A 24,411-nucleotide genomic window follows, 5' to 3' on the forward strand; every position below is an offset into this window, starting at 1 on the left:
AAAAGCAAATAATGTTTCATATTCTTTATTGTATCAAATAATCGTAACTTAGAGTCTCAATACGCATTAATGTAGTTACTGAATAAGTTTTGTAAAAACTTCATACGAATACAAATATTATGGTTGATTTTATCTGTACGAATAAAAAGAAGCAGGTTCAGTACCTGCCTCTTTCTTGTAGAGGTGGATGTTACTTTCCGATAAACATTTGTGTCCAATGGTGCCCACTTGCGTCGTATCCTACACCAATATGTGTAAAGTCTTTACTCATTATGTTTTTCCGATGACCTTCACTGTTCATCCAAGATTGAACTACTTTTGAAGCTGTTTGTTGCCCTTGTGCGATGTTTTCACCTGCTGTCTTATATGTTACTCCGAAGTCACGCATCATATCAAAAGGAGAGCCATAAGTTGGGCTTGTATGTGAAAAATAATGGTTTTGTCTCATATCTTCAGACTTCTTTTGAGCAACTCCACTTAATTGGACATCAGCCTTTAAATCAGGGAGACCATTTCTTCTTCTTTCAGCATTAGTTAAGTCAATTACTTGTTGAACTTCTTGACTGAGTCCTTGCGTATTTGTTGTTGTATTAGTTTGGTTATTTTTAGCTGCTGTTTGATTATTGTTAGCTGGTGTTTGGTTATTATTAGTTGGCGTTTGACTCACTTTAGGTCTATTATTGTCAACTTGTTGCTTAGCAGGCTGTTGTTGGGTATTTGTTTGATTTACTTGTTGTTTTGAGTTATTCGTATTTACTCTTTCAAAAGAATACTTGGCCTCTCTTACAACTATAGCTTTCGTGTGTGGGTAGTTTTTACTGGAAATATTTGTCTTAGAACTTGAAATGTCCATATTATCATTCTCACGGAAATCAGGGACTAAATCAAAATCGTTATCATCTGATCTGTCATTTTCAGGGTCACGATGAGCTGTTTCAGTTTCATTCGGTATACCGTTGTTCCTATTATGAGCATTTCTTGAATATGGCCCATAGCTTTGATCACCAGTTTGTTGGTTTTCATTTGCTACGTTAACTGGCCCAATTTGGTTTCTGTTTGTATCATCCATTGCCTCATTGTTATTACAGGCTACAAGTCCAGCAACAAGTGCACCAGTAATAAACATTGATGTTTTTTTCAATATCATTGTAAACTCCTCCTTTTTATATTTCCACACACTATTAGCATCTTGCAAATTGTTAAAACTATAGTTGGAAATAAACATCAAATTAGGAGGGAAATATTACTGGTTACTCACTGTCAGTAGAGTAGCTTTTAAAAAATAATGTGAACAAAAAAAGAGCAGAAATCATTTTCCGCTCTTCCTAGTCTTTTATTTAGAAACTTCCTCAATAATTGCTACAACAAGTTCTGCTGTCTTACCTAATTCCTCAATCGGCATTTTTTCATTTGTTGTATGAATATCTTCATAACCAACTGCCAAATTAACTGTAGGAATGCCGTTTCCAGCAATGACATTAGCATCACTTCCGCCGCCACTTGTTAAAAGTTCACTCTTACGGCCTATTTTAGCAGCAGCAGTCTTAGCAATTTCTACTACATGGTCACCATCTGCAAATTTAAATCCTGGGTACATGACTTCGACATCAATAACAGCACGACCTCCCATTTCTTCAGCAGCATCTTCAAAAGCCTGTCTCATTTTACGAACTTGCTCTTCCATTTTTTCAGGTACTAATGAACGAGCTTCAGCTAAGATATGAACGAGATCACAAACTATATTTGTTTGAGTTCCACCTTCAAAGCGACCAATATTAGCAGTTGTTTCATGGTCTATTCTGCCAAGTGGCATTTTAGATATTGCTTTTGAAGCAATTGTAATTGCTGAAACGCCTTTCTCTGGTGCAACTCCCGCATGGGCAGTTTTACCATAAATTGTCGCCTTTACTTTTGCTTGTGTTGGAGCTGCAACAATTATCGTACCAACCTTTCCATCACTATCAAGAGCATAGCCAAATTTTGCTGACATAAGAGCAGGATCTAGTGCTTTGGCGCCAACTAATCCTGACTCTTCACCTACTGTTATCACAAATTCAACTTTCCCATGTTTAATATCCCTTTCTTTAATCGTTCTAATTGCTTCGAACATTGCTGCCAATCCGGCTTTATCATCTGCACCAAGAATAGTTGTACCATCTGTAATCACATACCCATCTTTTACAGTTGGTTTGATTCCGTTACCAGGTACGACAGTATCCATATGTGAGGTGAAATAAATCGTATCTACTCCGTCTTTAGTTGCCTCTAATGTACAAATTAAATTCCCAGCACCGTGTCCTGTTTTTGCAGAAGTATCATCTTCTACAACATTCAATCCCAGATCTGTAAATTTAGCTTTTAAAACTCTCGCAATTTCTTGTTCATGTTTTGTTTCCGAGTCAATTTTAACAAGTTCAATAAATTCTTCTAATAATCGTTGTTCATTAATCATATGTAAAATGGCCTCCTAATTAATTTTTAATGTGCTCATATAATAGCGTATGCCACTTATTCATTGCGGGCATGACAGCTTATCACTTTTTCCACTGCAATAATTATTTCAGTACGTTAATAATTACGTGTTTTGTCATTATACAGCTCCACAAAATTGTTCAAGCACCCATAACAAACAATAAGACTTACTTAAATACAAATGTCATTTTTAAGTATTATATCAACATACCTTCTAATTATGATAACACAATTTTTTGTACAATCGAGTACCTTCCTTCTTAGTTTGTTGTAATCAATTATAAAATCCTCAATAATGTATATGTATGAATCCTTTCTGAATGAAAATAATTAACCTGAAGCAATTATAAATTACTGTTAAATAACTATACTTACTATTGTCCTTAAGCTTGTTTCACGTTAAAATGATAGGACAAGGAGTGAAGTATTATGTCTCGAAAAACACAAAAATTCGTTGTTTATATAATGATCGGCATTATGTTAGTATCAACTTTGTTAGCGGGAGTATCCATCTGGTTTTAAGAAACTTCCTTGCTTTTATCTTTATTTCACAACAAAGTATTTGCACGTTTGATAGTGATGTGCCTTCCTTGACAAAAGCTTAAAAGGTCATCGACGACACAAATCACATGGTCTTCAAGCTTATATGTACCACTCAGGTCATGACTCAATTGACTAATCGTTTGTCATGACCCACATCCGATTATATAATGTTGTCTTTATTACCTATGCAAAATAGATTCTCAGTTGAGCAACATTAACAGATTTCCTAAGTATTCATCCCTTTAAATTGGCTCTTGATAAGTAAATACCTTTCCATTTCCTTTATAAAAACTAATAAAGCTGCTCTTACCTCAAACTCTTCTCTTGTTTTAGGTAGTTCCATCTCTTCAAATGCTTGTCTCATCACTTCTAATTTATTCAAGTATACTTGTGCCGTATTACCTGGATGGATATGAATTCTTATATCATGAATCAAATCTGCAACCATCCTGCTCTGTTCAACTGCTGCATGAATTGATGTCACTAAGGGGATGATTCTCTCAATAATCTCGAATTGTTTTTCCCTCATCTTAAAATAGTGATAATAAGTATCTTCATGACGTAAGAAGTGATTTTCTACATCCCTAAAAGCCATTGTTTTAGCTTCATTTAATAATTTTGCTGTTTTAATAATTTCGCTCCCATCCCATTTATAATTGTCTTCAACTAAATAAATTTCGATTTCCTTGAAAATTTTCGCAAAATTCGTTTCAATTGCTAATTGATAGTCCTTCAGCTTTTTTTCCATGCTCGGCATATATAAATTCATAATTAATGCAATACCTATCCCGATGATAATCAGGGTAAATTCATTTGCGATAATACTCCATGTTATTTTACCTGAGTTATACAAATGAAAGATTATCACAGTACTTGTGACAATACCTTCAGATGCCCGCACGAGGACAGTAGTAGGAATAAAGACGAGTAACATTAGACCAATAATTAACGGATGATACATGATTCCTTCAAAGAAACAAAAGGAAAATATAATCGCAATTGAGCAAGCTAATAACCGCTCCCACGAACTTTGCAACGATTTTTTCTTCGTTACTTTGATACATAATATTGTAATGATACCAGCAGAAACATAATTATCTAATTGCAAAAATTGGGCTAGCATAACCGCTAATGTCGTTCCAAGAGCAGTTTTAATCGTTCGATAGCCAATCTTAAACATGCTTCTCTTTTTTATATCAAGCACCTTCTCTTCCTCTTTTTTATCTTTAATCTTTAATCTAGAAAGCATTAATAATGATGTTAACTTAACATAAGTTGTTTTAGGTTTGCAGCATGTTCCTGTTTACCTTAGATAGATAACCTGAAACATCCAAAGACAAGGCACATCTTAGAGGATTTTCATACATCTGCTTCTTGTCAACTATAGAACTGATTTAACGATAAAGCTCTTAGATATTCAATATTAATACAAAAAAGATGATCCTTTAGGACCACCTTATTAGATATTATAGCATCTTTTCTAGAAAATCTTGCGCACGTTTTGTTTTAGGTGCATTAAAAAATTCTGTTGGCACTGCATCCTCAACAAGCTTGCCACCGTCTAGGAACAACACACGGTCTGCGACCTCTTTTGCAAAGCCCATTTCATGTGTAACAATCGCCATTGTCATACCTGATTGTGCCAAGTCCTTCATAACTTCTAGAACTTCTTTAACCATTTCTGGGTCTAACGCTGAAGTTGGTTCATCGAATAAGATAACATCAGGTTTCATCGCTAACGCTCTTGCAATTGCGACACGCTGCTTTTGACCACCAGATAATCGATTAGGATATTCTGACGCCTTTTCTTCCAAACCTACTTTTGCAAGTAAGCTATGAGCCTGCTCATCTGCTTCTTGTTTTGATATACCTCTCACTTTCATAGGTGCATATGTCAAATTCTCCAGTACTGTTTTATGAGGAAATAAATGAAAATGTTGGAAAACCATACCAACATTCTGCCTTATTTTTGCAATATCAGTATTAGGATCTGTTATATCCTCATTATTAATATATACTTTCCCTGCAGTAGGCTTTTCTAGTAAGTTAAGACATCGAAGAAATGTTGATTTCCCTGAACCTGAAGGACCAATAATTGCAATAACTTCACCACTTGAGATTGTTGTAGAAATTCCTTTTAAGACTTCAAGTTTACCAAAGGATTTGTGTAAATTTTCAATATTAATCACTACGTTTCATTCTCCCTTCTATCCCTTTGCCAAGAAGAGTTAATACCATTACTAAACAATAATAAATAAGACCTGCGAAAATTAGGGGTGCAAAATAATTATAAGTATCTGCACCAACCTGGTAAGCTCGTCTCATAATATCCTGTACTCCAATAACAGTGACAATTGCTGATTCCTTCGTTAAGGTGATAAATTCATTCATTAATGCCGGTAAGATATTCTTTATTGCTTGAGGCATGATAATATCCTTCATCATTTTAGAATATGGAATACCTAACGCCATCGAAGCCTCTGTTTGACCTTTATCTATCGCATTAATACCCGCTCTAATAATTTCTGATATATATGCTGCCGAATTTAATGAAAAAGCAGCAACAGCTGCCGGATATGGTTCAATCGGGAAGCCTAATAATTGTGGAAGTCCATAATAAATAAGCAATAATTGTAATACTAGTGGTGTTCCTCTAAAAATAGAAGTATAAACATCAGCTAACCACATTAATGGTTTTATCCTGCTTATTTTACATAAAGCAAGTACAATTCCCCATGCAAACCCAATTAAAAGAGATAGAAGTACTATCTGTAATGTAATCCATATGCCTTGTAATATAAATGGGATTGATGGAATAATTGAAGTAAAATTAATATCCATTTTTTTCGTTTCCTTTCATTATTTTAGGAATACTGTTTAAGGTCAAAAAACGCGAAAAATTCTTTGTACGTTATGCTACCTAAAAAATGCCAACCCTTAGGCGAACTAATCTTATAGATTATTCGCCCTTCGAGATAGCATCATATTATAAATAATCAACCTTAGTTTATGTCCCCTAGCCATTTTTTAACAAGCTTATCTAATTCTCCGCTCTCTTTCATTTCCACTAACGCGTCATTAAATTCTTTTGTTAGCTTAGCATCCTTTTGGAAAGCCATCGCATAACCCTCTTCATTCGCTTCTTCTAGAGTGAATCCAGTCAAACTTTGGTCATTCTTAAAATAATCTTCTGCAACTAAGTCCTCTATAATCGCTGCATCAATTCTACCTGATTTTAATTCTTGAACTAAATCTGAAATCTTATTACGATTCTCAATTTTTATATCGTACTCTTTTGCTAATTCGTTCGCTTTTTCTTCTTGAATAGACCCTAATTGAACACCAATTGTCTTGCCATTAAATTCGTCTACACTTTTTATTTCTTTATCTTTCAAAGAAACAATCATATGATTAGCTGTGAAATAAACATCAGAGAAATCTACGTTTTTTTCTCGTTCAGGGTCTTTTGACATACCTGCTAGTACGACATCAATTTGCTTAGCTTGCAATGCAGGTATTAAGCTATTAAAATCCATATCTTGAATTTGCAATGTATAACCTGTCTTTTCTGCTAAAGCTTTTGCAAGGTCAATATCAAAACCAATAATGTCGCTGCTTTTCGCAGTATCAATATATTCGAAAGGCGGGTAATCTGCCGATGTTGCCATTTTCAATACCTTTTTTTCTGAGCCATTCGTATTATCTGAATTAGCTCCACAAGCGGCCAAAAATCCAATCATTAAAAAGCTAATAAAGACTAAAGTAAATTTTTTCATAATAGTTTCCCCCTATAATTAACATTTTTTAAGTATAGTTATTCTTCTTGTTTATCTCTATTATTTGTTTGATATTTTGTATTTTATCATAGGTTTATAATTATGCAATAATTATTCATAAAAATGTAATTATAAAAATATTTCAATAATTAATTATTTAAATATATTTTAATCTAATAATTTACATTTTTGAGGTTTGATATATGTCTAACTGCCATCCTGTTTGAACTTAATAAGACTAGACTCGTATCTTTTATCTCTATGGGAAACTGTATAAAAATGTAGCTACCAACAATATAATGCTATCGCTGAAGAAAAAATCTTACCTAGTGCCTAACAAACTAGCTAGTAAAATTTCTTCAATGAATAATCTTACATAAGCATGTTAAAAAGTATAAATCGTGTAAACATAAAAAAGAGGCGATATCTAAATTAATATCACCTCTTTAATAATCTATTTATTTTTATACCTCTTCACAATGTTCATCAAAAGCAGATTGTAGTTTCGAGATAACTGACATTGGGTCATGTCCTTCAATCTCATGACGTTCAATCATTGTTACTAACTTACCATCTTTAAGTAACGCGAATGAAGGAGAGGATGGCGGATAACCAGTAAACATTTCTCGTGCTCTAGCTGTTGCCTCTTTATCCTGCCCAGCAAATACCGTGACCAATTGATCCGGTCGTTTATCATAGTGAACCGCGTGTGCCGCTGCTGGACGAGCAATTCCACCTGCACAACCACATACACTATTAACCATGACAAGTGTAGTTCCCTTTTTAGTTAAGGTTTCATCAACTTGCTCAGCTGTTTGTAATTCTGTATATCCTGCTGCAACAATTTCTTTTCTAGCTTGCTGAACGACATCGTTCATAAATAGATTAAAATCCATACTCATTTCCCAAACCACTCCTTTACTTGAATGAGTTAATTTTACCAATCTTTCTACTAGATGAGCAAATACAAGAGCTTACGAATTAAATATATTGTTTTGAACAAAATTAGAAAACAATTTGATAACTCCAAAAATGGCTTAGACATAACGAAAATAGTAACTTAACTATTCTAATGTTTGTCTTAGCCATATGAATTTAGTAAACAGACGCTGTATCCTTAGAAGTTGCTTCAAGTATTTCTTTTACTCGTGCTAAGAAGCGGCCACAAATGACACCGTCTAATACTCTATGGTCGAGGGATAAGCATAAATTAACCATATCACGTATAGCAATCATTCCATCAATTACAACTGGGCGTTTAACAATCGTCTCAACTTGTAAAATCGCGGCTTGAGGATGATTAATAATACCCATTGATTGTACTGAACCGAATGAACCAGTGTTATTGACTGTAAATGTGCCTCCCTGCATATCTTCAATCGTAATGTTACCACTACGAACCTTAGCAGCTATATCTTTTACATTTTTAGCAATACCCTTTACGGTTTTCTCATCAACAGCGTGTATAACCGGTACAAATAAAGAATCTTCTGTAGCAACAGCAATTGAAATATTAATTTCCTTCCTTTGGATAATTTTATCTCCTGCCCACATTGAGTTAAGTTGAGGAAATTCTTTCAATGCTTGTGCAACTGCCTTCAGGAAGAAAGGAAACACAGTTAAGTTATAGCCTTCTTTCTTTCTGAAATCAGCCTTAATTTCATTTCTATAGTTAACAAGATTTGTCACATCGACTTCGACCATTGTCCAAGCATGTGGGGCTTCATGTTTACTGCGGACCATGTTTTGAGCAATCGTCTTACGGATAGCTGTAATTGGTATTTCATTATCCCCCTGTGATGCATGTGATGCTGGTATCACCTTAGGTTGTTCGCTTGCAACTTGAGGAGTTGATTCCACATTGCTTCCTTCTCTGTTTGTGTTTGTATCTAAACCTTTTTCAATTATTTTCATAATATCTTTTCTAGTAATTCTGCCACCAGCACCTGTTCCGTCCACATTTTCTAGATTTATATTATGTTCTTGTGATAACCGTAGGACTGCTGGAGAGTATCGCTTTTTATTAGAGATGTCATGGTTCATCGAAGTTTCTACCTTTAGATCAGCAACTTTTTGAACTTGCTTCTCATCGATTGTACTAGTTACCGCTTCCTGTTCTACTTCAATTGTACAAATCACTTCGCCTACCGCTAATGTGACTCCTTCTTCAGCAATCAGTTCTTTAATAATCCCAGTAAATGTCGAAGGAACTTCTGCATTCACTTTATCAGTCGTTATTTCGGCTAGTGGTTCATACTTATTTACCTTATCTCCCACTGATACAATCCAATTGGAAATTGTTCCTTCAGTTACACTTTCCCCTAATTGGGGCATTTTTACTTGTTCTATTGCCACTATGAAACCTCCTCGGTTAAAAGGCTAAAAATGATTTATTTAATGTAATTATTTTCCTTAATCTATTATTTAGTCTGTTTTCGTAAACATTGTTGCTTTTAACTAAGTTGTCGTTTAGGCTTTGTCTCCTCTTGCAGTACTCGCTTTCCGCGGGGTGGGTGGTGAGCCTCATAGCTCCTTGCGGCACGAACAAGCAAACTTCAGGTTAGCTCCCTACGATAAGTCATCATCGATTCGCCATTCGGCTCATCGTGATTCCTTTGGTCTTATTCGATGCCCCTCCAATTTGTACGTGATGGGCAAGCCGCCTACGCTTTTCGTACTCCTCAGCGTAAACGCCTGCTCACGTCTCACCTCTCCCACGCATCCCGCAGAAGTCTCTCAGGTCAGCTCCAACAAACCCTTAAAAAAAGTTAGTGCAAAAAGTCACAATCTTTTAGAAAAGAGCTAATATTTATAACTAGTTGTATATGTAAAGTCTCTTCAACGTAGAAAAATTTAAAATTCTGCGAGTTTACGCATTGCTGCCTCGACCTTATCTGGGTTCATGAGAAAATATTTTTCCAATGGTGGTGAAAATGGCATGGCTGGTGTATCTGGCCCAGCTAACCTCATAATTGGAGCATCTAAGTCAAACAAACAATGCTCAGCGATTATTGCTGACACTTCCCCAATTATGCTCCCTTCTTTGTTATCTTCTGTGACGAGTAGTACCTTCCCTGTTTTTGTTGCAGCTTCTATAATCGCCTGCTTATCCAATGGATAGATAGTCCTTAGGTCAAGTATATGAGCTGAAATGCCTTCTTTAGCTAAGCGTTCTGCTGCTTGAAGTGCAAAATGAACACATAACCCATAAGTTATAACAGTTATATCTTCACCTTCTCGTTTAATATCCGCTTTACCTATTGGTAAGACATAATCTTCGTCTGGCACTTCACCTTTTATTAAGCGATATGCACGTTTATGCTCAAAAAACAAAACAGGGTCATCATCTCTTATCGCCGCTTTTAGCAAACCCTTCGCATCATATGGAGTTGAAGGAATCACAATTTTCAAGCCAGGTTGTCCAGCAAAAATCGCTTCAACAGATTGTGAATGATATAGCGCACCATGAACACCCCCGCCATATGGTGCACGAATCGTTATCGGACAGCTCCAATCATTATTAGAACGGTAACGAATCTTAGCCGCTTCAGATATGATTTGGTTAACTGCAGGCATAATAAAATCTGCAAACTGCATTTCCGCTACAGGACGCATTCCATACATTGCAGCTCCAATTCCTACACCAGCAATTGCCGATTCAGCTAGTGGTGTATCTAAAACCCGGTCTTCACCAAACATATCATACAAGCCCTCAGTCGCTTTAAATACACCACCTTTTTTCCCTACATCTTCTCCTAAAATAAACACATTTTCATCACGAGCCATCTCTTCTCGCATTGCTAGTGTGATGGCATTAAGATAAGAAAGTATAGCCATTTTCGTTCCCCCTATTTTGCATATACATACTGTAATGCTTGTTCTGGTTCTGGATATGGTGCAGCCTCAGCATATTCCGTTGCCTCGTCTAGTAAAACCATAATGTCGAGGTCTATTTTCTCTACAATACTATCTGATAGAAGACCTATTCCAATTAAATAGTTTTTAAAGAGATTAATTGGATCATTATTTTTTGCATCCGTAACCTCTTTTTCTTCACGATAAACACGGTCATCATCATCACTGGAATGAGGCGTAAAGCGATAACAGAGTGTTTCGATTAAAGTTGGTCCTTCGCCACGGCGACCTCTATCAGCTGCTTCCTTTACAGCTGCATATACCTCTAAAGGATCATTGCCATCAACTGTAACCCCTGGCATTCCATAACCAATTGCACGATCTGATATATTCTCACAAGCTACTTGCTTATTATATGGAATTGATATGGCATATTTATTGTTCTCACACATTAAAATAACAGGCAATTTATGCACCGCTGCAAAGTTAGCACCTTCATGAAAATCTCCTTGGTTTGAAGATCCTTCACCAAATGTAACGAAAGTAACAAAGTCTTCCTTTTTCATTTTTCCAGCTAGTGCGATTCCAACTGCATGAGGCACTTGAGTTGTAACAGGAGAAGACCCTGTAACGATTCGATTTTTCTTTTGTCCGTAATGCCCCGGCATCTGTCTGCCACCTGAGTTAGGGTCTTCACTTTTCCCGTAACTAAAGAGCATAAGATCTTTAGCAGTCATACCAAACGTCAAGACGACACCCATATCACGATAATACGGCAATATATAATCTTTCTTTCTATCAAGAGCAAATGCTGCACCGACTTGGGCTGCTTCCTGACCTTGACACGAAACTGCAAAGTTAATTTTCCCTGCCCGATTTAATAACCATAATCGTTCATCAATCTTTCTTGCCATAACCATTGTTTGATACATTCTTATTACATCTTCATCTGTTAACCCTAACGATTGGTGACGGTTTATTGTCATATATCATGACCTCCTAATCAATCTTTTTCATATGTCTGTTTTTTATAACTGTTGCACTTACATGATTAAAAATGAATTGCCTTTCCATATACACCTAGTGCAGCTTCTCCTATTGCCTCGGTTAATGAAGGGTGGGGGTGAATGGTATGAGAAAGTTCCCACGGTGTTGCATCCAATACACGGGCAAGTGATGCCTCACCAATCATTTCCGTTACATTAGGACCAATCATATGTACACCCAATAAATCATCGGTATCCTCATCAACTACTACTTTCACAAATCCTTCCGGTACACCATTAATAAGAGCTTTACCAATTGCCTTAAAAGGAAACTTTCCAATTTTCGTTTTATACCCTTTATTCCTAGCATCCATTTCTGTATATCCAATACTTGCAACTTCTGGTGAACTATAGACACATTTTGGCACTAATAACGGATTTAATGGGTATGTATGTTTATTTGCTATATGATTGACAGCAATTATCCCTTCATGTGAAGCAACATGGGCTAACTGTAACCCTCCGATCACATCACCAATTGCATAAATATGTGTCTCTTTCGTTTGATAAAATTCATTCGTTTTAATAAAACCGTTTTCTACAATTATATCTGTATTATCTAGTCCAAAACCTTCGATATTAGCTTGTCTACCAACAGAAACAAGGATTTTCTCAGCTGTGAATGTCTTCATTTCATTTTTACAAGCTGCATCAACTGATACATTGTTATCTATTTTTATAGTCTCTGGTAATACTTTTGTGCTAGTTTCGATTGTGACCCCTTTCTTTTTTAAGAGTCGTTCCATCTCTTTTGATATTTCTTGGTCTTCAGTAGGTAATATATAATCATCGTATTCTATTAATGTGACCTGGACATCAAAATCGGCTAACATTGAAGCCCACTCAACACCAATTACACCACCTCCAACGATAATAATAGATTTAGGCAAAGTCGTTAAATCAAGAGCCTCATCAGAGGTTAAAATAAAATCATGATCAACTGTTAATCCAGGTAGACTACGGGGCCTTGAACCAGTAGCAATAATCACATTTTTAGGTAATAGCATCTCATTATCTTGACCATTATTCATTTCGACTGAAATTGTTCCTGGCAATGGTGAAAATATGGAGGGCCCTAAAATTCTTCCTACACCCTCATATAAATCAATTTTTCCCTTTTTCATTAACTGTTGCACACCGTTATGTAGTTGTTGAACAATTGATTGTTTTCGTTGTTGGACTTTTTCAAAATTCAACCTAACATCGGCTACTTCAATACCAAATTCATTACTCGTTTTTGATGATGCGTATACTTCAGCACTCCTTAAAAGTGCTTTTGTCGGAATACAGCCTTTATGTAAACAAGTTCCACCAAGCTTATGTTTCTCGACGATTGCAGTTTTTAGGCCAAGTTGTGATGCACGTATCGCAGATACATATCCACCCGTTCCACCACCTAAAATGACTAAATCATATTCTGTAGCCAAAATCCATTACCTCCTCCTATTTGATGTTTACTTATATGTACAATTCGAATTCAATATTTCGGGAAATTTTATCCTGTACGCTTTTAAAATAACGATTTGCTTTCAATAGTTTTCAATGAACTATGTACAAACACTTAAGATGGATACATTTTTACTTTTTCCTCACCTCTTAATATACGCAAGGCACCTTCAGCAAGAGCTTGAAGTTCATTTTCTCCAGGGTAGACATGAACATCTGCTATCCAATCAACATAGGATGAAATTTCTTTTACAAATTTTTCACTATGTGCTAGTTCACCCGTTAAAACAATGGCCTCAACTGCTCCTTGCAATACAGCACTAGCAGCTCCAATTTCCTTTGCTATTTGATAAGCCATTGCTGAATAGATTAGATTTGCAGACTTATTTCCATCTTCAATCATTTTTTCTATTTTCGATACATCACTTGTTCCTAAATACCCTATTAGACCAGCATTACCGATAATCTGAGTCATCATTTCATCACGAGAATACTCTCCAGAATAACATAAGGAGAGGAGATCTCCGGAAGGAACTGAACCTGCCCTTTCCAAACTAAACGGTCCATCTCCATGCAACCCATTGTTCACATCAATCACACGGCCATTTTTATGTACACCAACTGTTATTCCGCCACCCATATGAGTGACAATTAAATTTAAATCTTCGTACTTCTTATGTATTTCGGAAGCAACGCGTCTAGCTACAGCTTTTTGGTTCAAAGCGTGGAAGATGCTTCTTCTTTCAATCGATGGTAAGCCAGAAATTTTTGCAATTGGCTCCATTTCATCAACTACGACAGGATCTACAATATATGACGCGATATTTAACCTAGATGCTATGTCAAATGCAATAATCCCCCCAAAATTTGATGGGTGCTGACCTGCAAAACCATTTCTTAAATCTTCTAGCATCAATTCATTAACAAGATAAGTACCTCCTTGTATCGGGCGAAGCAATCCACCTCTACCACAGACAGCACTTATTTTAGATATATTGATACCTTCCCAATCAAGAGTTTCTAATATTGCCTGTGTACGATATTTGCAATTTTCTGTAACACTTGTAGTCTCATTTATTGTTTTTCTATCGTGGTCAATCATTTTCTCATACACTGAACGTTCATTATCAAAGATACCAATTTTTGTTGATGTAGAGCCAGGATTTAGTACGAGAACACGATATTCATTCACTTAACTGTACCTCCGCTGCAAACCCTATTAATTTATTTTTATTTCTTCTAGGCTGTTTTCGTAAACATTGTTGCTTTTAACTCAGTTGTCGTTTAGGGTTGGTCTCCTCTTGCAGTACTCACGGGTAGCGGGGTGGGTGGTGAACCTCATAGCTCCTTGAGACACGAACAAGCAAATTTCGGTCATCTCCCTACAATAAGTCATCATCGATGCCCGTCTCTAGTTTGTACGTCGATGGGCAAGCCGCCTACGCTTTTCGTACTCCTCAGCGTAAACGCTTGCTCACGTCTCACCTCTCCCACGCATCCCGCAGGAGTCTCTCAGGTCAGCTCCAACAAACCCTAAAAAAAGAATAGTGCAAAAAGCCACAATCTTTTAGAAAAGAGCCATTATAATTTATGTGTTAATACATGTTTTTCCTTTAATAAAAACTGACTTCGTGAATTTCTAATTCTATCGATCCGTTCTTCGGCCAATCGATCAGCCGCTTTATAAGTAGGAATTTGTTGACCCTTTGAGATTTCAAGGATTCTCTCTATATTATTGTAGATTGTTTCAACCTTCTTTAAGGCACGCTCACGGTTGTAACCATTTAATTCATCAGCGACATTAATAACCCCACCTGCATTAATGACATAATCTGGGGCATAAATAATTCCCATTTCGTGGAGTATATCTCCGTGAACTGTATCTTTTAGTTGATTATTCGCTGCCCCAGCAATTACTTTTGCCTTCAATTGAGGTATTGTTTCATCATTAATAACTGCACCTAGTGCACACGGAGCAAAAATATCACATTCGACATTGTAAATTTGATTAGGTTCTACTGCTGATGCACCAAATTCAACTACAACCCGATTTACAGCTTCTTTGTTTATATCTGTGACGATTAGCTTTGCACCTTCATCATTTAGATATTTACAAAGATGATATGCTACATTACCTACCCCTTGAACCGCTATTATCTTTCCATTTAACATATCTGAACCGAATGCTTCCTTTGCAGCCGCCTTCATCCCACGATAGACACCGTAAGCAGTGACAGGTGATGGGTTACCAGAAGATCCGAACGCAGGGGATATTCCTGTAACAAAATCTGTTTCTTCGTGGATGATATCCATGTCCTCTACAGTTGTCCCTACATCTTCAGCTGTAATATAGCGACCGTTTAACGATTGAATATATCTTCCGAACGCTCTAAACATCTCTTCATTTTTATCCTTTTTAGGGTCGCCGATTATAACTGTTTTCCCCCCACCGAGATTTAAACCTGCTACAGCATTTTTATAGGTCATACCTCGAGCAAGACGAAGAGCATCTTCAATTGCTGCTTCTTCTGATTCATAGTTCCACATTCTCGTACCGCCTAAGGCTGGTCCTAATGTTGTATCGTGAATTGCAATAATTGCTTTTAAACCAGACTGCTTATCTTGGCAAAATACCAATTGTTCATAATCGTAGGTTTTCATATAGTTAAAAATATTCATGATGTCTCCTCCTAGTTTATTCCAATTATAACGAACATATTGATAAGGCTAGTGAATATAGCTTTGCTTCTAATGAATCAGCGCGGCTAGTAAAAACAATTGGTGTCTTCGCTCCAACTATAAAAGCTCCTACTTTAGCTTTCCCAAAATAAACTAATGATTTATATAGCACGTTTCCTACTTCTATATTAGGTACGACGATAATATCTGCCTTGCCAGCAATTTCACTATCAATTCCTTTTTGTCTAGCGGATATGACAGATATTGCATTATCTAGTGCTAGTGGCCCCTCTATTTGGCAATTTTTAATTTGTCCTCTACGATTCATTAATGTTAATGCTGCAGCATCAATTGTTGCTTGCATTGATGGATTAACTTCCTCAACTGCTGCAAGGGCAATGACGTTCGGATTTACTATTCCAATTGAATTTGCAACTTTTACTGCATTCTCGATAATATACTTTTTTTCCATCAAACTAGGCGCAATGTTCATTGCCGCATCTGTGACGATTAATAGTTGTTGATAATCAGGTATTTCAAAAACTGCAACATGTGATAATCCGCTTGTACTCTTTAATCCATACGCATTATTTAATACTGTTTTTAGTAGCAATCTTGAAGGGATATTTCCCTTCATTAGAATAGTAGCTTGATTTGAATCAACAGCTCTCACTGCTAAATGTGCAGCATCTTCTTTAGAAATAGCATGTACAATTTGCAGTGCTTCATCGTCAGGTATACTATTTTCATTCAAATACTTTCTGATTACATATTCATCTCCGACTAGGAGGAACTTCGCTAACTTCAATGTCAATGCCTCTATTACAAAATCAATACTCTCTCTATTATCGGCACCTGCTATCGCTACTACAACTTTCTGTTTCAATGATGCACTTTTTAGCAAATTATTTAATCGCATCTAATCACGTATCCTCTCTTTAGAAAGATACAAAGGTGTTTACATTGTTTTAAAACCAAAATTTTCACTATCGATACTATCATATAACGTATATGCACTTATTTGCAAATATTGATTTAAAATTTGCTATTATTTGCAAGGTTGTATTTTTCGATTTTATAATATAAATTTCTTAAAGATATTCCTAATGCCTTCGCTGTTTTCGTACGATTATATCGGTACTTTTCTAAAGATTGTTTAATTACGTCTTTCTCAACTCTTTCAACCGTTTCAGCTAGTGTTTCCTCTTTATAGCCAATATCCGAATTAGGTTGTATGGAAACATCTAAAGCTTTTGGTAACCGAAGATGGTGGGCATCAATTGTTATTGCATTCGGCTCCATCATCATTATTGTACGTGCCAATATATTATCAAGTTCACGTATATTGCCAGGCCAATCATACTCTTTTAAAATTTGCAGTGCATCCGATGTAATCTCTTTAATATTTCTCCCAAAATCATAATTATGCTTATTTAAATACTTTTCACATAGTAAAGATATATCCTCACTTCTTTCCTTCAATGACGGTAAAGAAATAGAATATCGATTTAGTTGGTAATATAATTCTTCAAGAAATGTTCCATCCGCCATCGCCTTCTCGATATTAATCATTGTTGCCGCAATCACTCGAACATTAATTACCTTACCCCTTGCGATTTGATGAGTACTTATTAAATCCAGGAGCTTCCGCTGCATTTCCATTGTTAAAATACCAATTTCATCAAAGTATACTGTTCCATTATCAGCTTCTTCTAGCAAGCCTTTCTCACCATTAACACAACCAAATAGTTGTTTCTCAGCTTCAATATCTCTTAATTCAGAACAATTGACACGAATAAATTTATTATATTTTCGTTCACTAGCACTATGAATTGCTTGAGCAAAGAGGTTTTTCCCTGTTCCAGTATTACCTCTAAGTAAAATGGTAACTGGCGTTTTTGCACCAAATTTCGCTTGGTGGATAGCTACCTTTAGTTGTTCATGTTTGCCAATTATATCCTCAAAGGAATATTTCCCTTCTAAATTACGGATAATTTGCCGTGCCCGATTTAAACCACTTTTTATGTTCACTATTTCCGACACGTCTTTCACTACACCAACGCTTCCTACTAATTTCCCATCCACAATTATAGGGTCATATGTAGCCTTCACCTCTTTTGTATTCTCAATTTGTATGACTACTTCACGGATAGGTCTTCGGGTTGTCAATGTTTTTAAGTGCAACATTTCAAGTTCTGAACGATTGCCATTTATTTTTTTACCGATAATTAGGTCCTTCGATAAACCTGTAAGATTTGCAAATGCCTGGTTCATATATAAATAACGTCCTTCTTCATCAACTACTGATAATGACTCATCAGATGATTGGATGATACTGGCTAACATCATTTGAAAACCTTTTATATTTGTCACTTCATTTGCTAATTTTAAGACATCTGAATATTCTCTTAGTATCATTAATACACCATGAAGAATTCCTGACTTATCGATTAGTGGTAGATAGGTAGTAATTACTTTTGTCTTATTAGCTAACTCTATTTCTTGATTCACTTTCATCTCACGACTTTTAAGTATGTCTGTAATTCTACTAGTAGGAATTACCTCACTAACTTTAATACCAATTACACTTTTCGTTAACATCCCGATTAAATGTTGGGCACATTCATTAATGAAAGTGATATTCTCATCTCTATCAACTACAATAAATCCGTCATGACAAGTATTAAAAATTAGATTAAGCATATCTGCTTCTAAATTTAAATTTGCCAACGATTCGATGAAACCGCTACAAATTGTTGCCCAAATTGAAGAATGCTGATATGGAATTACTGTTATGTTGTTTGTTTTTACGGTTAAATCTTGCTTTAAAGCCTCTGTATCTCCAGTCGTATCATAGATGATATGTATGTTTTTATTTTTACATTCGTCCCAACTATTATACGTCGGAATATTCATTTGCAAGGCATCATTAATACCTATAGCTGTCTTATCTTTCTCTATTATTGCTACTATCTTCATCCCGTTAATTTTAGATATTGCATGTAAGAAAGCAACACCCTCTTCTTTTGCCCCAATTATTAAAACGTTTTGCACGACGATTCCTCCAAATTACATGTAATGCTATTAATGATAGTAGTTTTATATGAAAGGCTGTTTTCGTAGACATTGTTGCTTTGTACTTAGATGTCGTTATCGGTTGGTCTCCTCTTGCAGGTTCTCACGAGCAGCAGGGTTGGGTGGTAAGCCTAATAGCTTCGGCTGCTACCCGCTGCCAAACTTCAGCCTGCGATAAGTCATCATCGATTCTCCAAACAGACCATCGTAATATCTTTAGTTTTACTCAATGCCCGTCTCTAGTTTGTACATCGATGTGCAAGCTGCCTACGCTTTTCGATCACCTCAGCGTAAAGCCTGCTCACGACTCACCTTTCCCACGCATCCCACATGAATCTCGCACCTATGCTCCAACCAACCCTTAATAAAGTTTGGACTAAAAGCAACAATCTTTTAGAAAAGAGCCATTTGAAAAGTTGTATTGATAGATAAAAAGTGTTTTAAAATTTATCGTTATGGTTATACACTCACACCTTGCAAAAAATTGCACACTTATATGATAGCCTATTAATTAGACCTTGACAAATATAGTCTAGAAACAGACAATTAATGATGAATCAAAGAAAGGACAAATATAGATGTCAAGAATAATAGCACTGTTAATAATGGTAATTCCAGCTGCACTAGCAGCATATGGCGTTAAATTAATGAGAGATATGACATTTGGAGAACTGACTTATCCAATACCGTATTTGTGGTTACAATTTATACTTGGTCTTATATTATTTCTAGGCGGACTTAGTTTTGTTGCAGGTTTTGTATTTTACAGGGACAGAAAGCGAAACAAAGTACAGACGAGGTTTTCTAAGAAGAACTGACAGAGAATAAAGTGACAAAGTTTTCACTCTATATAAGCTCTCAGTACAAACGAAAAGAGGGCGACTCAAAAAGGGTAAGACTTTACTCAAAACTATCTATAGATTGATATAAGGCGATTAATCTATATCTAGTGATTGTAAAATCTAACCCGTTTGAGTCTATTTATAGGAACATTTTAAGCTTTTCTACTAAGCATATCTCTTAATTTCACAGCTTTCTCTGGAAAATCAGTAATAATCGCTGAGCATTGATTATTTAATAGCTGTTGAATTAGTTTATCGTCGTTTACTGTAAATGTTCTGATCGCTACATCATTGTTAATAGAGTTTGTAATTATTTCTCGTGTAGCAGCGTAAAAATGTGGATGTATCCCATCTGCCCCTAACCTTTTAGCGTATTCCCATGGTTGATACAAACCTTCCATATATAAAATTGCTATCTCGATATTATTTGAAATTTTCTTGCACTCTACAAGACTATAATGATTAAACGAAGAGATAATAACTTGTTTATTCATATTTAATTTTTCAATTAAGTGAATAACTTTCTCCTCTAACCCCGGATAATGAATGATTCCATTTTTCAATTCCACATTTACGATGATATTTTTCTGCTTTGCCCATTCCAAAACTTCTATTAATGTCGGTACTGTTGCTTTACCCTTATATTGTGAAAATGTATAACTTGCATCGAAACGAGATAGTTCTTTATATGTATAAGTATGTACATAACCTGCACCTGTCGTTGTACGGTCAATTGTTTCATCGTGGATGACTACAAGTTCTCCATCTTTCGTCATTTGAACATCTAACTCAATTCCGTCTGCACCAGCTTCATAAGCAGCCATAAACGAAATCATCGTATTTTCCGGATAATGTCCTGCAGCTCCGCGGTGACCAAAAATATTAGTCATGTATACACCTCAATCAGAATAATATAATATCTAAGAGAGTCTTTTTGAACCTTGAGCAAAATACACTTACAGCATAATCATTAGCAAGATCTTGATAGCTACTCTCTTTTCTCTTTCCTTCACAGTATTATAATTCTACATTTTTCAAATCTATCCTTTTTTTTGCAACAAATTAGTACCAGATAATATACTTAGATGTTATCATTAGGTATAAAACAATAAAGGTGGATAAGAATGATTTCAAAAGCTCGTATTACTGCAATTGGTACATATGTTCCTGAGAAAATCATAACAAATCATGATTTAGAGAAACTAGTTGATACGAATGATGAATGGATTACAAGACGCACAGGGATTAAGGAAAGGCGATTCGCGAAAGAAAATGAATACACAAGCGACCTAAGTATAAAAGCAATCGAAAATCTTGCAGAGCGTTATAATAAAACACTTGATGATGTTGATTTAATTATTGTATGTACGTTAACACCCGACTACATTACACCTAGCGTTGCATCGTACATTCAAGGGAAGTTAGGATTAAAGCAGGCAGGTGCGATTGATATAAATGCAGCTTGTGCCGGCTTTACTTATGGTTTACATCTTGCGAACGGCTTAATTACTGCAGGACTGCATAAGAAAGTAATTGTTGTTGGAGCTGAAGTGTTATCAAAAATAACTGATTTTACCGATCGTACAACGTGCATTCTTTTTGGAGATGGAGCCGGAGCGATGCTTCTTGAGCATGACTCTGAAGGCAGTTTCCTTTCTTCTTACAATAGCTCTGAAGGAGAAAAAGCAATCAATTTATACGGAACAAATATTTCTGATATTATGTTCAACACTGCATTGCTGCACAAACGACAACTCGTACAAAATGGTCGCGAGGTGTACAAATGGGCAGTCTCGTCTGTACCAAAAGGAATGCAAATCGTTTGCCAAAACGCAGCATTCCCTATAGAAAAGGTAGACTGGTTCGTACCGCATAGTGCAAATCTTAGAATGATTGAGTCAATATGCGAAAGAAGTAAAGTTCCGATTCAGAAGACACTGACGAGTTTAGTTCATTATGGTAATACATCAGCAGCATCCATACCACTCGCCTTAGATATCGGAATTAAGGAAGGTAAAGTAAAAGATGGAGAACACATATTACTATATGGTTTCGGTGGTGGCCTCGCACAATCAGGTCATCTTATTAAGTGGGGTTAAGTAATACTTAACCCCTTTCTTTTTGTCATTCAATTTTCCCTCTACCACTTCTTTAACCACGATTGCTAAAACAAACTAAAACCAACAACTCCAATATCGTTAAACAAAATAGCCTATATTAAAAACACTTGATAAATAGAACTAAATGCATAAACTTTATCATTCTTTCACCCTTCTCGCATAAACTAATCGATTACCTAAATTTTCTTAACTTTCTATTGTTTTATAAGTTACTACTTGCTAAACTATTGTGTAAGGGATTTCAAATTCATAAAGTAACTTAATGAGGTGATAGAATGTCCATTTCAGTAAATGAAGCAACTAAAGAATTTCATTTATACAATGACAAAATCAGTTATATCTTCAGAGTTCTCGAAAAAAGCAATCAATTAGAACATCTATACTATGGTAAAAAAATCAGACACCGCGAATCCTTTCAACATTTGATTGAACGTGAAATAAGACCATCTTGTAACTTATTTGAAGGTGACCATACGTCTTCATTAGAGCACATAAAACAAGAATATCCCAGCTATGGCTCAACGGATTATCGATACCCTGCTGTTATGATAACAAATCAGCTTGGCAGTCATATTACTGATTTTCAATTTCTTACTTATCAAATTATCTCAGGTAAACCTAGTCTTTCTAATTTACCTGCAACATATGTTGAAACCGATCATGAAGCTGATACTTTAGAAATTACACTTTGGGATGAGGTATTAAAAAGCAAGTTAATTTTAAGTTATACAATTTACAATAATCGAAATGTGATTTGTCGAAACACACGCTTTATAAATGAAGGTAAAGAATCCTTCTACTTAAATAACGCATTAAGTGCGAGTGTTGATTTGCCAGATGACCAATTTGAAATGGTCCACTTAAATGGTGCATGGGCTCGCGAAGCACATGTAGAATCTCAAAAACTGTTTAAGGGCGTACAATCTGTTTCAAGTACTAGAGGGGCTAGTAGTCATGTCCACAATCCGTTTATGGCTTTAAAAAGGTTAGATGCGACTGAACATCATGGTGATGTTTACGGCTTCAGTCTCGTTTATAGCGGAAATTTTCTAGCTCAGGTAGAAGTAGACACTTATAGCGTTAGCCGGGTTTTAATCGGGATTAACCCATTTCAATTCAATTGGAAACTAAATCCTGGTGAGACGTTCCAAACACCAGAATGCGTTATGGTTTACAGTGATAATGGCTTAAATGGAATGAGTCAAACATATCATGGCTTATACAGAGACCGTTTAGTACGTGGATATTGGAGAGATAAAGTACGACCGATTCTCATTAATAACTGGGAAGCAACATACTTCGATTTTAATGAAGAAAAAGTATTAAATATCGCAAGTACTGCACGTGACTTAGGCATAGAACTTTTCGTTTTAGATGATGGCTGGTTCGGCGAACGTCATGATGATACAAGTTCTCTCGGAGATTGGTATGTGAATCGAGACAAGCTTCCAAATGGGATAAAAGGATTGTCGGAGAAGGTTGAAGCGCTTGGCATGAAATTCGGACTATGGTTTGAACCTGAGATGGTTTCCAAAGGAACGAGAATATATGAAGAGCATCCGGATTGGATTATTTCTAGTCCTGAAAGAAGACCTTCACACGGTCGTAATCAATTTATTCTAGACTTCTCTCGTAAAGAAGTAGTTGATTATATTTTTAAATTGATGGACGATATAATAGCCGATTCTAAAATATCTTATATAAAATGGGATATGAACCGCTATATTACTGAAGCGTATTCTGTAAATTTAGCAACTGACCAGCAAGGTGAAGTATTCCACCGCTATATTTTAGGAGTGTATGATTTATATGAACGCTTGATCGAGAAATACCCGGAAATATTATTTGAATCATGTGCCGGTGGTGGCGCTAGATTTGACCCAGGCTTGTTATATTATGCACCACAAACATGGGCAAGTGATGATACAGATGCCGTAGAGCGATTAAAAATTCAATATGGTACATCAATGGTTTACCCACTAAGTTCGATCGGTAGTCATGTCTCTGCAATTCCGAACCACCAGGTCGGACGAATGACACCAATTGACACACGAGCAAATGTTGCTTATTTTGGTACATTTGGTTATGAATTAGATATTACAAAGCTCAGTGACGAAGAAAGGGCAAAAATTAAAGAACAAGTAGCATTCTTTAAAGCAAACCGTGAGTTAATTCGAAGCGGTAAATTCCATCGACTCTTAAGCCCATTTGAATCAAATGAAGTTTCATGGATGGTCGTCTCAAACAGAAAGGACGAAGCGATTGTTGGTTACTATAAAGTTCTGGCTAAACCAAATGACAAATATTATCGTCTAAAATTAAAAGGACTTGACCCAACGAAACGTTATAAAATTTCTGGATTAGATACTACACACTATGGTGATGAGTTAATGAACATCGGAATCATCTTAGGTGAAGACTACACAGACCGAGCAGCAGAATATTGGTCAAGAGAGCATCCCCATGATTATGATTCACAAATATTTGTCATAAAAGAAGTTAAGTAATTACGTCAGACTCTCATCCATCATATACAGTGTAAAATAAGGAAAAACCT

20 protein-coding genes are annotated in these 24,411 nt (G+C 35.9%); 4 read left to right on the forward strand and 16 right to left on the reverse strand.

The genetic code is table 11. From position 1 onward, the window contains the following. Positions 1-190: 190 nt before the first annotated feature. Together J2S19_RS14880 and J2S19_RS14885 are read right to left on the reverse strand one after the other, a co-directional pair. Positions 191-1,147, reverse strand: a complete 957-nt coding sequence (locus J2S19_RS14880; protein WP_307343615.1) for a CAP domain-containing protein — start codon at positions 1,145-1,147, stop codon at positions 191-193. 186 nt (positions 1,148-1,333) lie between these two features. Then, positions 1,334-2,452, reverse strand: coding sequence for a tripeptidase T (locus tag J2S19_RS14885; RefSeq protein ID WP_307343618.1), 1,119 nt, complete (start codon positions 2,450-2,452; stop codon positions 1,334-1,336). Between the two features lie 449 nt (positions 2,453-2,901). Here J2S19_RS14885 and prli42 point away from each other — a divergent pair, with 449 nt between their 5' ends. Next, entirely contained in the window at positions 2,902-2,994 is a 93-nt protein-coding gene (gene prli42, locus J2S19_RS14890) for a stressosome-associated protein Prli42 (protein ID WP_307343621.1), read from the forward strand. Positions 2,995-3,241: 247 nt separating this feature from the next. On the opposite strand, the gene J2S19_RS14895 is transcribed toward prli42, so the two are convergent. From J2S19_RS14895 to J2S19_RS14955, 13 genes are all read right to left on the reverse strand, one after another. Further along, positions 3,242-4,195: an aromatic acid exporter family protein gene (locus J2S19_RS14895; protein ID WP_307343847.1), complete on the reverse strand. Its 954-nt coding sequence runs from the start codon at positions 4,193-4,195 to the stop codon at positions 3,242-3,244. A gap of 286 nt (positions 4,196-4,481) precedes the next feature. After that, complete coding sequence (locus J2S19_RS14900; protein ID WP_307343624.1) at positions 4,482-5,204, reverse strand: amino acid ABC transporter ATP-binding protein; 723 nt, start codon at positions 5,202-5,204, stop codon at positions 4,482-4,484. Continuing rightward, positions 5,197-5,856, reverse strand: a complete 660-nt coding sequence (locus J2S19_RS14905) for an amino acid ABC transporter permease (protein ID WP_307343627.1) — start codon at positions 5,854-5,856, stop codon at positions 5,197-5,199. Before J2S19_RS14905 ends, J2S19_RS14900 begins: the two co-directional genes overlap by 8 nt. 161 nt (positions 5,857-6,017) lie before the next feature. After that, positions 6,018-6,791, reverse strand: coding sequence for a transporter substrate-binding domain-containing protein (locus J2S19_RS14910; RefSeq protein WP_307343632.1), 774 nt, complete (start codon positions 6,789-6,791; stop codon positions 6,018-6,020). 464 nt (positions 6,792-7,255) lie between these two features. After that, on the reverse strand, positions 7,256-7,693 hold the full coding sequence (locus J2S19_RS14915) for a BrxA/BrxB family bacilliredoxin (protein WP_307343635.1): 438 nt from the start codon (positions 7,691-7,693) through the stop codon (positions 7,256-7,258). 193 nt (positions 7,694-7,886) lie between these two features. Continuing rightward, positions 7,887-9,146 (reverse strand): dihydrolipoamide acetyltransferase family protein, encoded by a 1,260-nt coding sequence (locus J2S19_RS14920; protein ID WP_307343638.1) that lies wholly within the window; start codon positions 9,144-9,146, stop codon positions 7,887-7,889. Positions 9,147-9,644: 498 nt separating this feature from the next. Beyond that, complete coding sequence (locus J2S19_RS14925; RefSeq protein ID WP_307343641.1) at positions 9,645-10,628, reverse strand: alpha-ketoacid dehydrogenase subunit beta; 984 nt, start codon at positions 10,626-10,628, stop codon at positions 9,645-9,647. Positions 10,629-10,639: 11 nt separating this feature from the next. Beyond that, a complete protein-coding gene (locus J2S19_RS14930; RefSeq protein WP_307343644.1) occupies positions 10,640-11,632 on the reverse strand; it encodes a thiamine pyrophosphate-dependent dehydrogenase E1 component subunit alpha in 993 nt (330 codons plus the stop codon). A 65-nt stretch (positions 11,633-11,697) separates the two neighbouring features. Continuing rightward, complete coding sequence (gene lpdA / locus J2S19_RS14935) at positions 11,698-13,119, reverse strand: dihydrolipoyl dehydrogenase (protein ID WP_307343646.1); 1,422 nt, start codon at positions 13,117-13,119, stop codon at positions 11,698-11,700. 134 nt (positions 13,120-13,253) lie between these two features. Then, on the reverse strand, positions 13,254-14,330 hold the full coding sequence (buk, locus tag J2S19_RS14940; protein WP_307343650.1) for a butyrate kinase: 1,077 nt from the start codon (positions 14,328-14,330) through the stop codon (positions 13,254-13,256). Between the two features lie 389 nt (positions 14,331-14,719). Then, positions 14,720-15,817: a branched-chain amino acid dehydrogenase gene (gene bcd, locus J2S19_RS14945; protein ID WP_307343653.1), complete on the reverse strand. Its 1,098-nt coding sequence runs from the start codon at positions 15,815-15,817 to the stop codon at positions 14,720-14,722. Between the two features lie 25 nt (positions 15,818-15,842). Further along, entirely contained in the window at positions 15,843-16,736 is an 894-nt protein-coding gene (yqiS, locus tag J2S19_RS14950; RefSeq protein WP_307343656.1) for a phosphate butyryltransferase, read from the reverse strand. 116 nt (positions 16,737-16,852) lie between these two features. Beyond that, positions 16,853-18,871 (reverse strand): sigma 54-interacting transcriptional regulator, encoded by a 2,019-nt coding sequence (locus J2S19_RS14955; protein ID WP_307343659.1) that lies wholly within the window; start codon positions 18,869-18,871, stop codon positions 16,853-16,855. 599 nt (positions 18,872-19,470) lie between these two features. On the opposite strand from J2S19_RS14955, the gene J2S19_RS14960 reads away from it, so the two are divergent. Then, a complete protein-coding gene (locus J2S19_RS14960) occupies positions 19,471-19,710 on the forward strand; it encodes a DUF2627 domain-containing protein (RefSeq protein WP_307343661.1) in 240 nt (79 codons plus the stop codon). Between the two features lie 176 nt (positions 19,711-19,886). Here the strand turns inward: J2S19_RS14960 and J2S19_RS14965 are convergent, their stop codons facing one another. Further along, complete coding sequence (locus tag J2S19_RS14965) at positions 19,887-20,624, reverse strand: glycerophosphodiester phosphodiesterase (protein WP_307343664.1); 738 nt, start codon at positions 20,622-20,624, stop codon at positions 19,887-19,889. A 234-nt stretch (positions 20,625-20,858) separates the two neighbouring features. Here J2S19_RS14965 and J2S19_RS14970 point away from each other — a divergent pair, with 234 nt between their 5' ends. Then, a complete protein-coding gene (locus J2S19_RS14970; RefSeq protein ID WP_307343667.1) occupies positions 20,859-21,833 on the forward strand; it encodes a ketoacyl-ACP synthase III in 975 nt (324 codons plus the stop codon). 296 nt (positions 21,834-22,129) lie between these two features. Further along, positions 22,130-24,361, forward strand: a complete 2,232-nt coding sequence (locus J2S19_RS14975; RefSeq protein WP_307343670.1) for an alpha-galactosidase — start codon at positions 22,130-22,132, stop codon at positions 24,359-24,361. Positions 24,362-24,411: the final 50 nt, after the last annotated feature.

Origin of the sequence: Metabacillus malikii (genome assembly GCF_030813355.1) — a bacterium.
Lineage (GTDB): Bacteria > Bacillota > Bacilli > Bacillales > Bacillaceae > Metabacillus > Metabacillus malikii.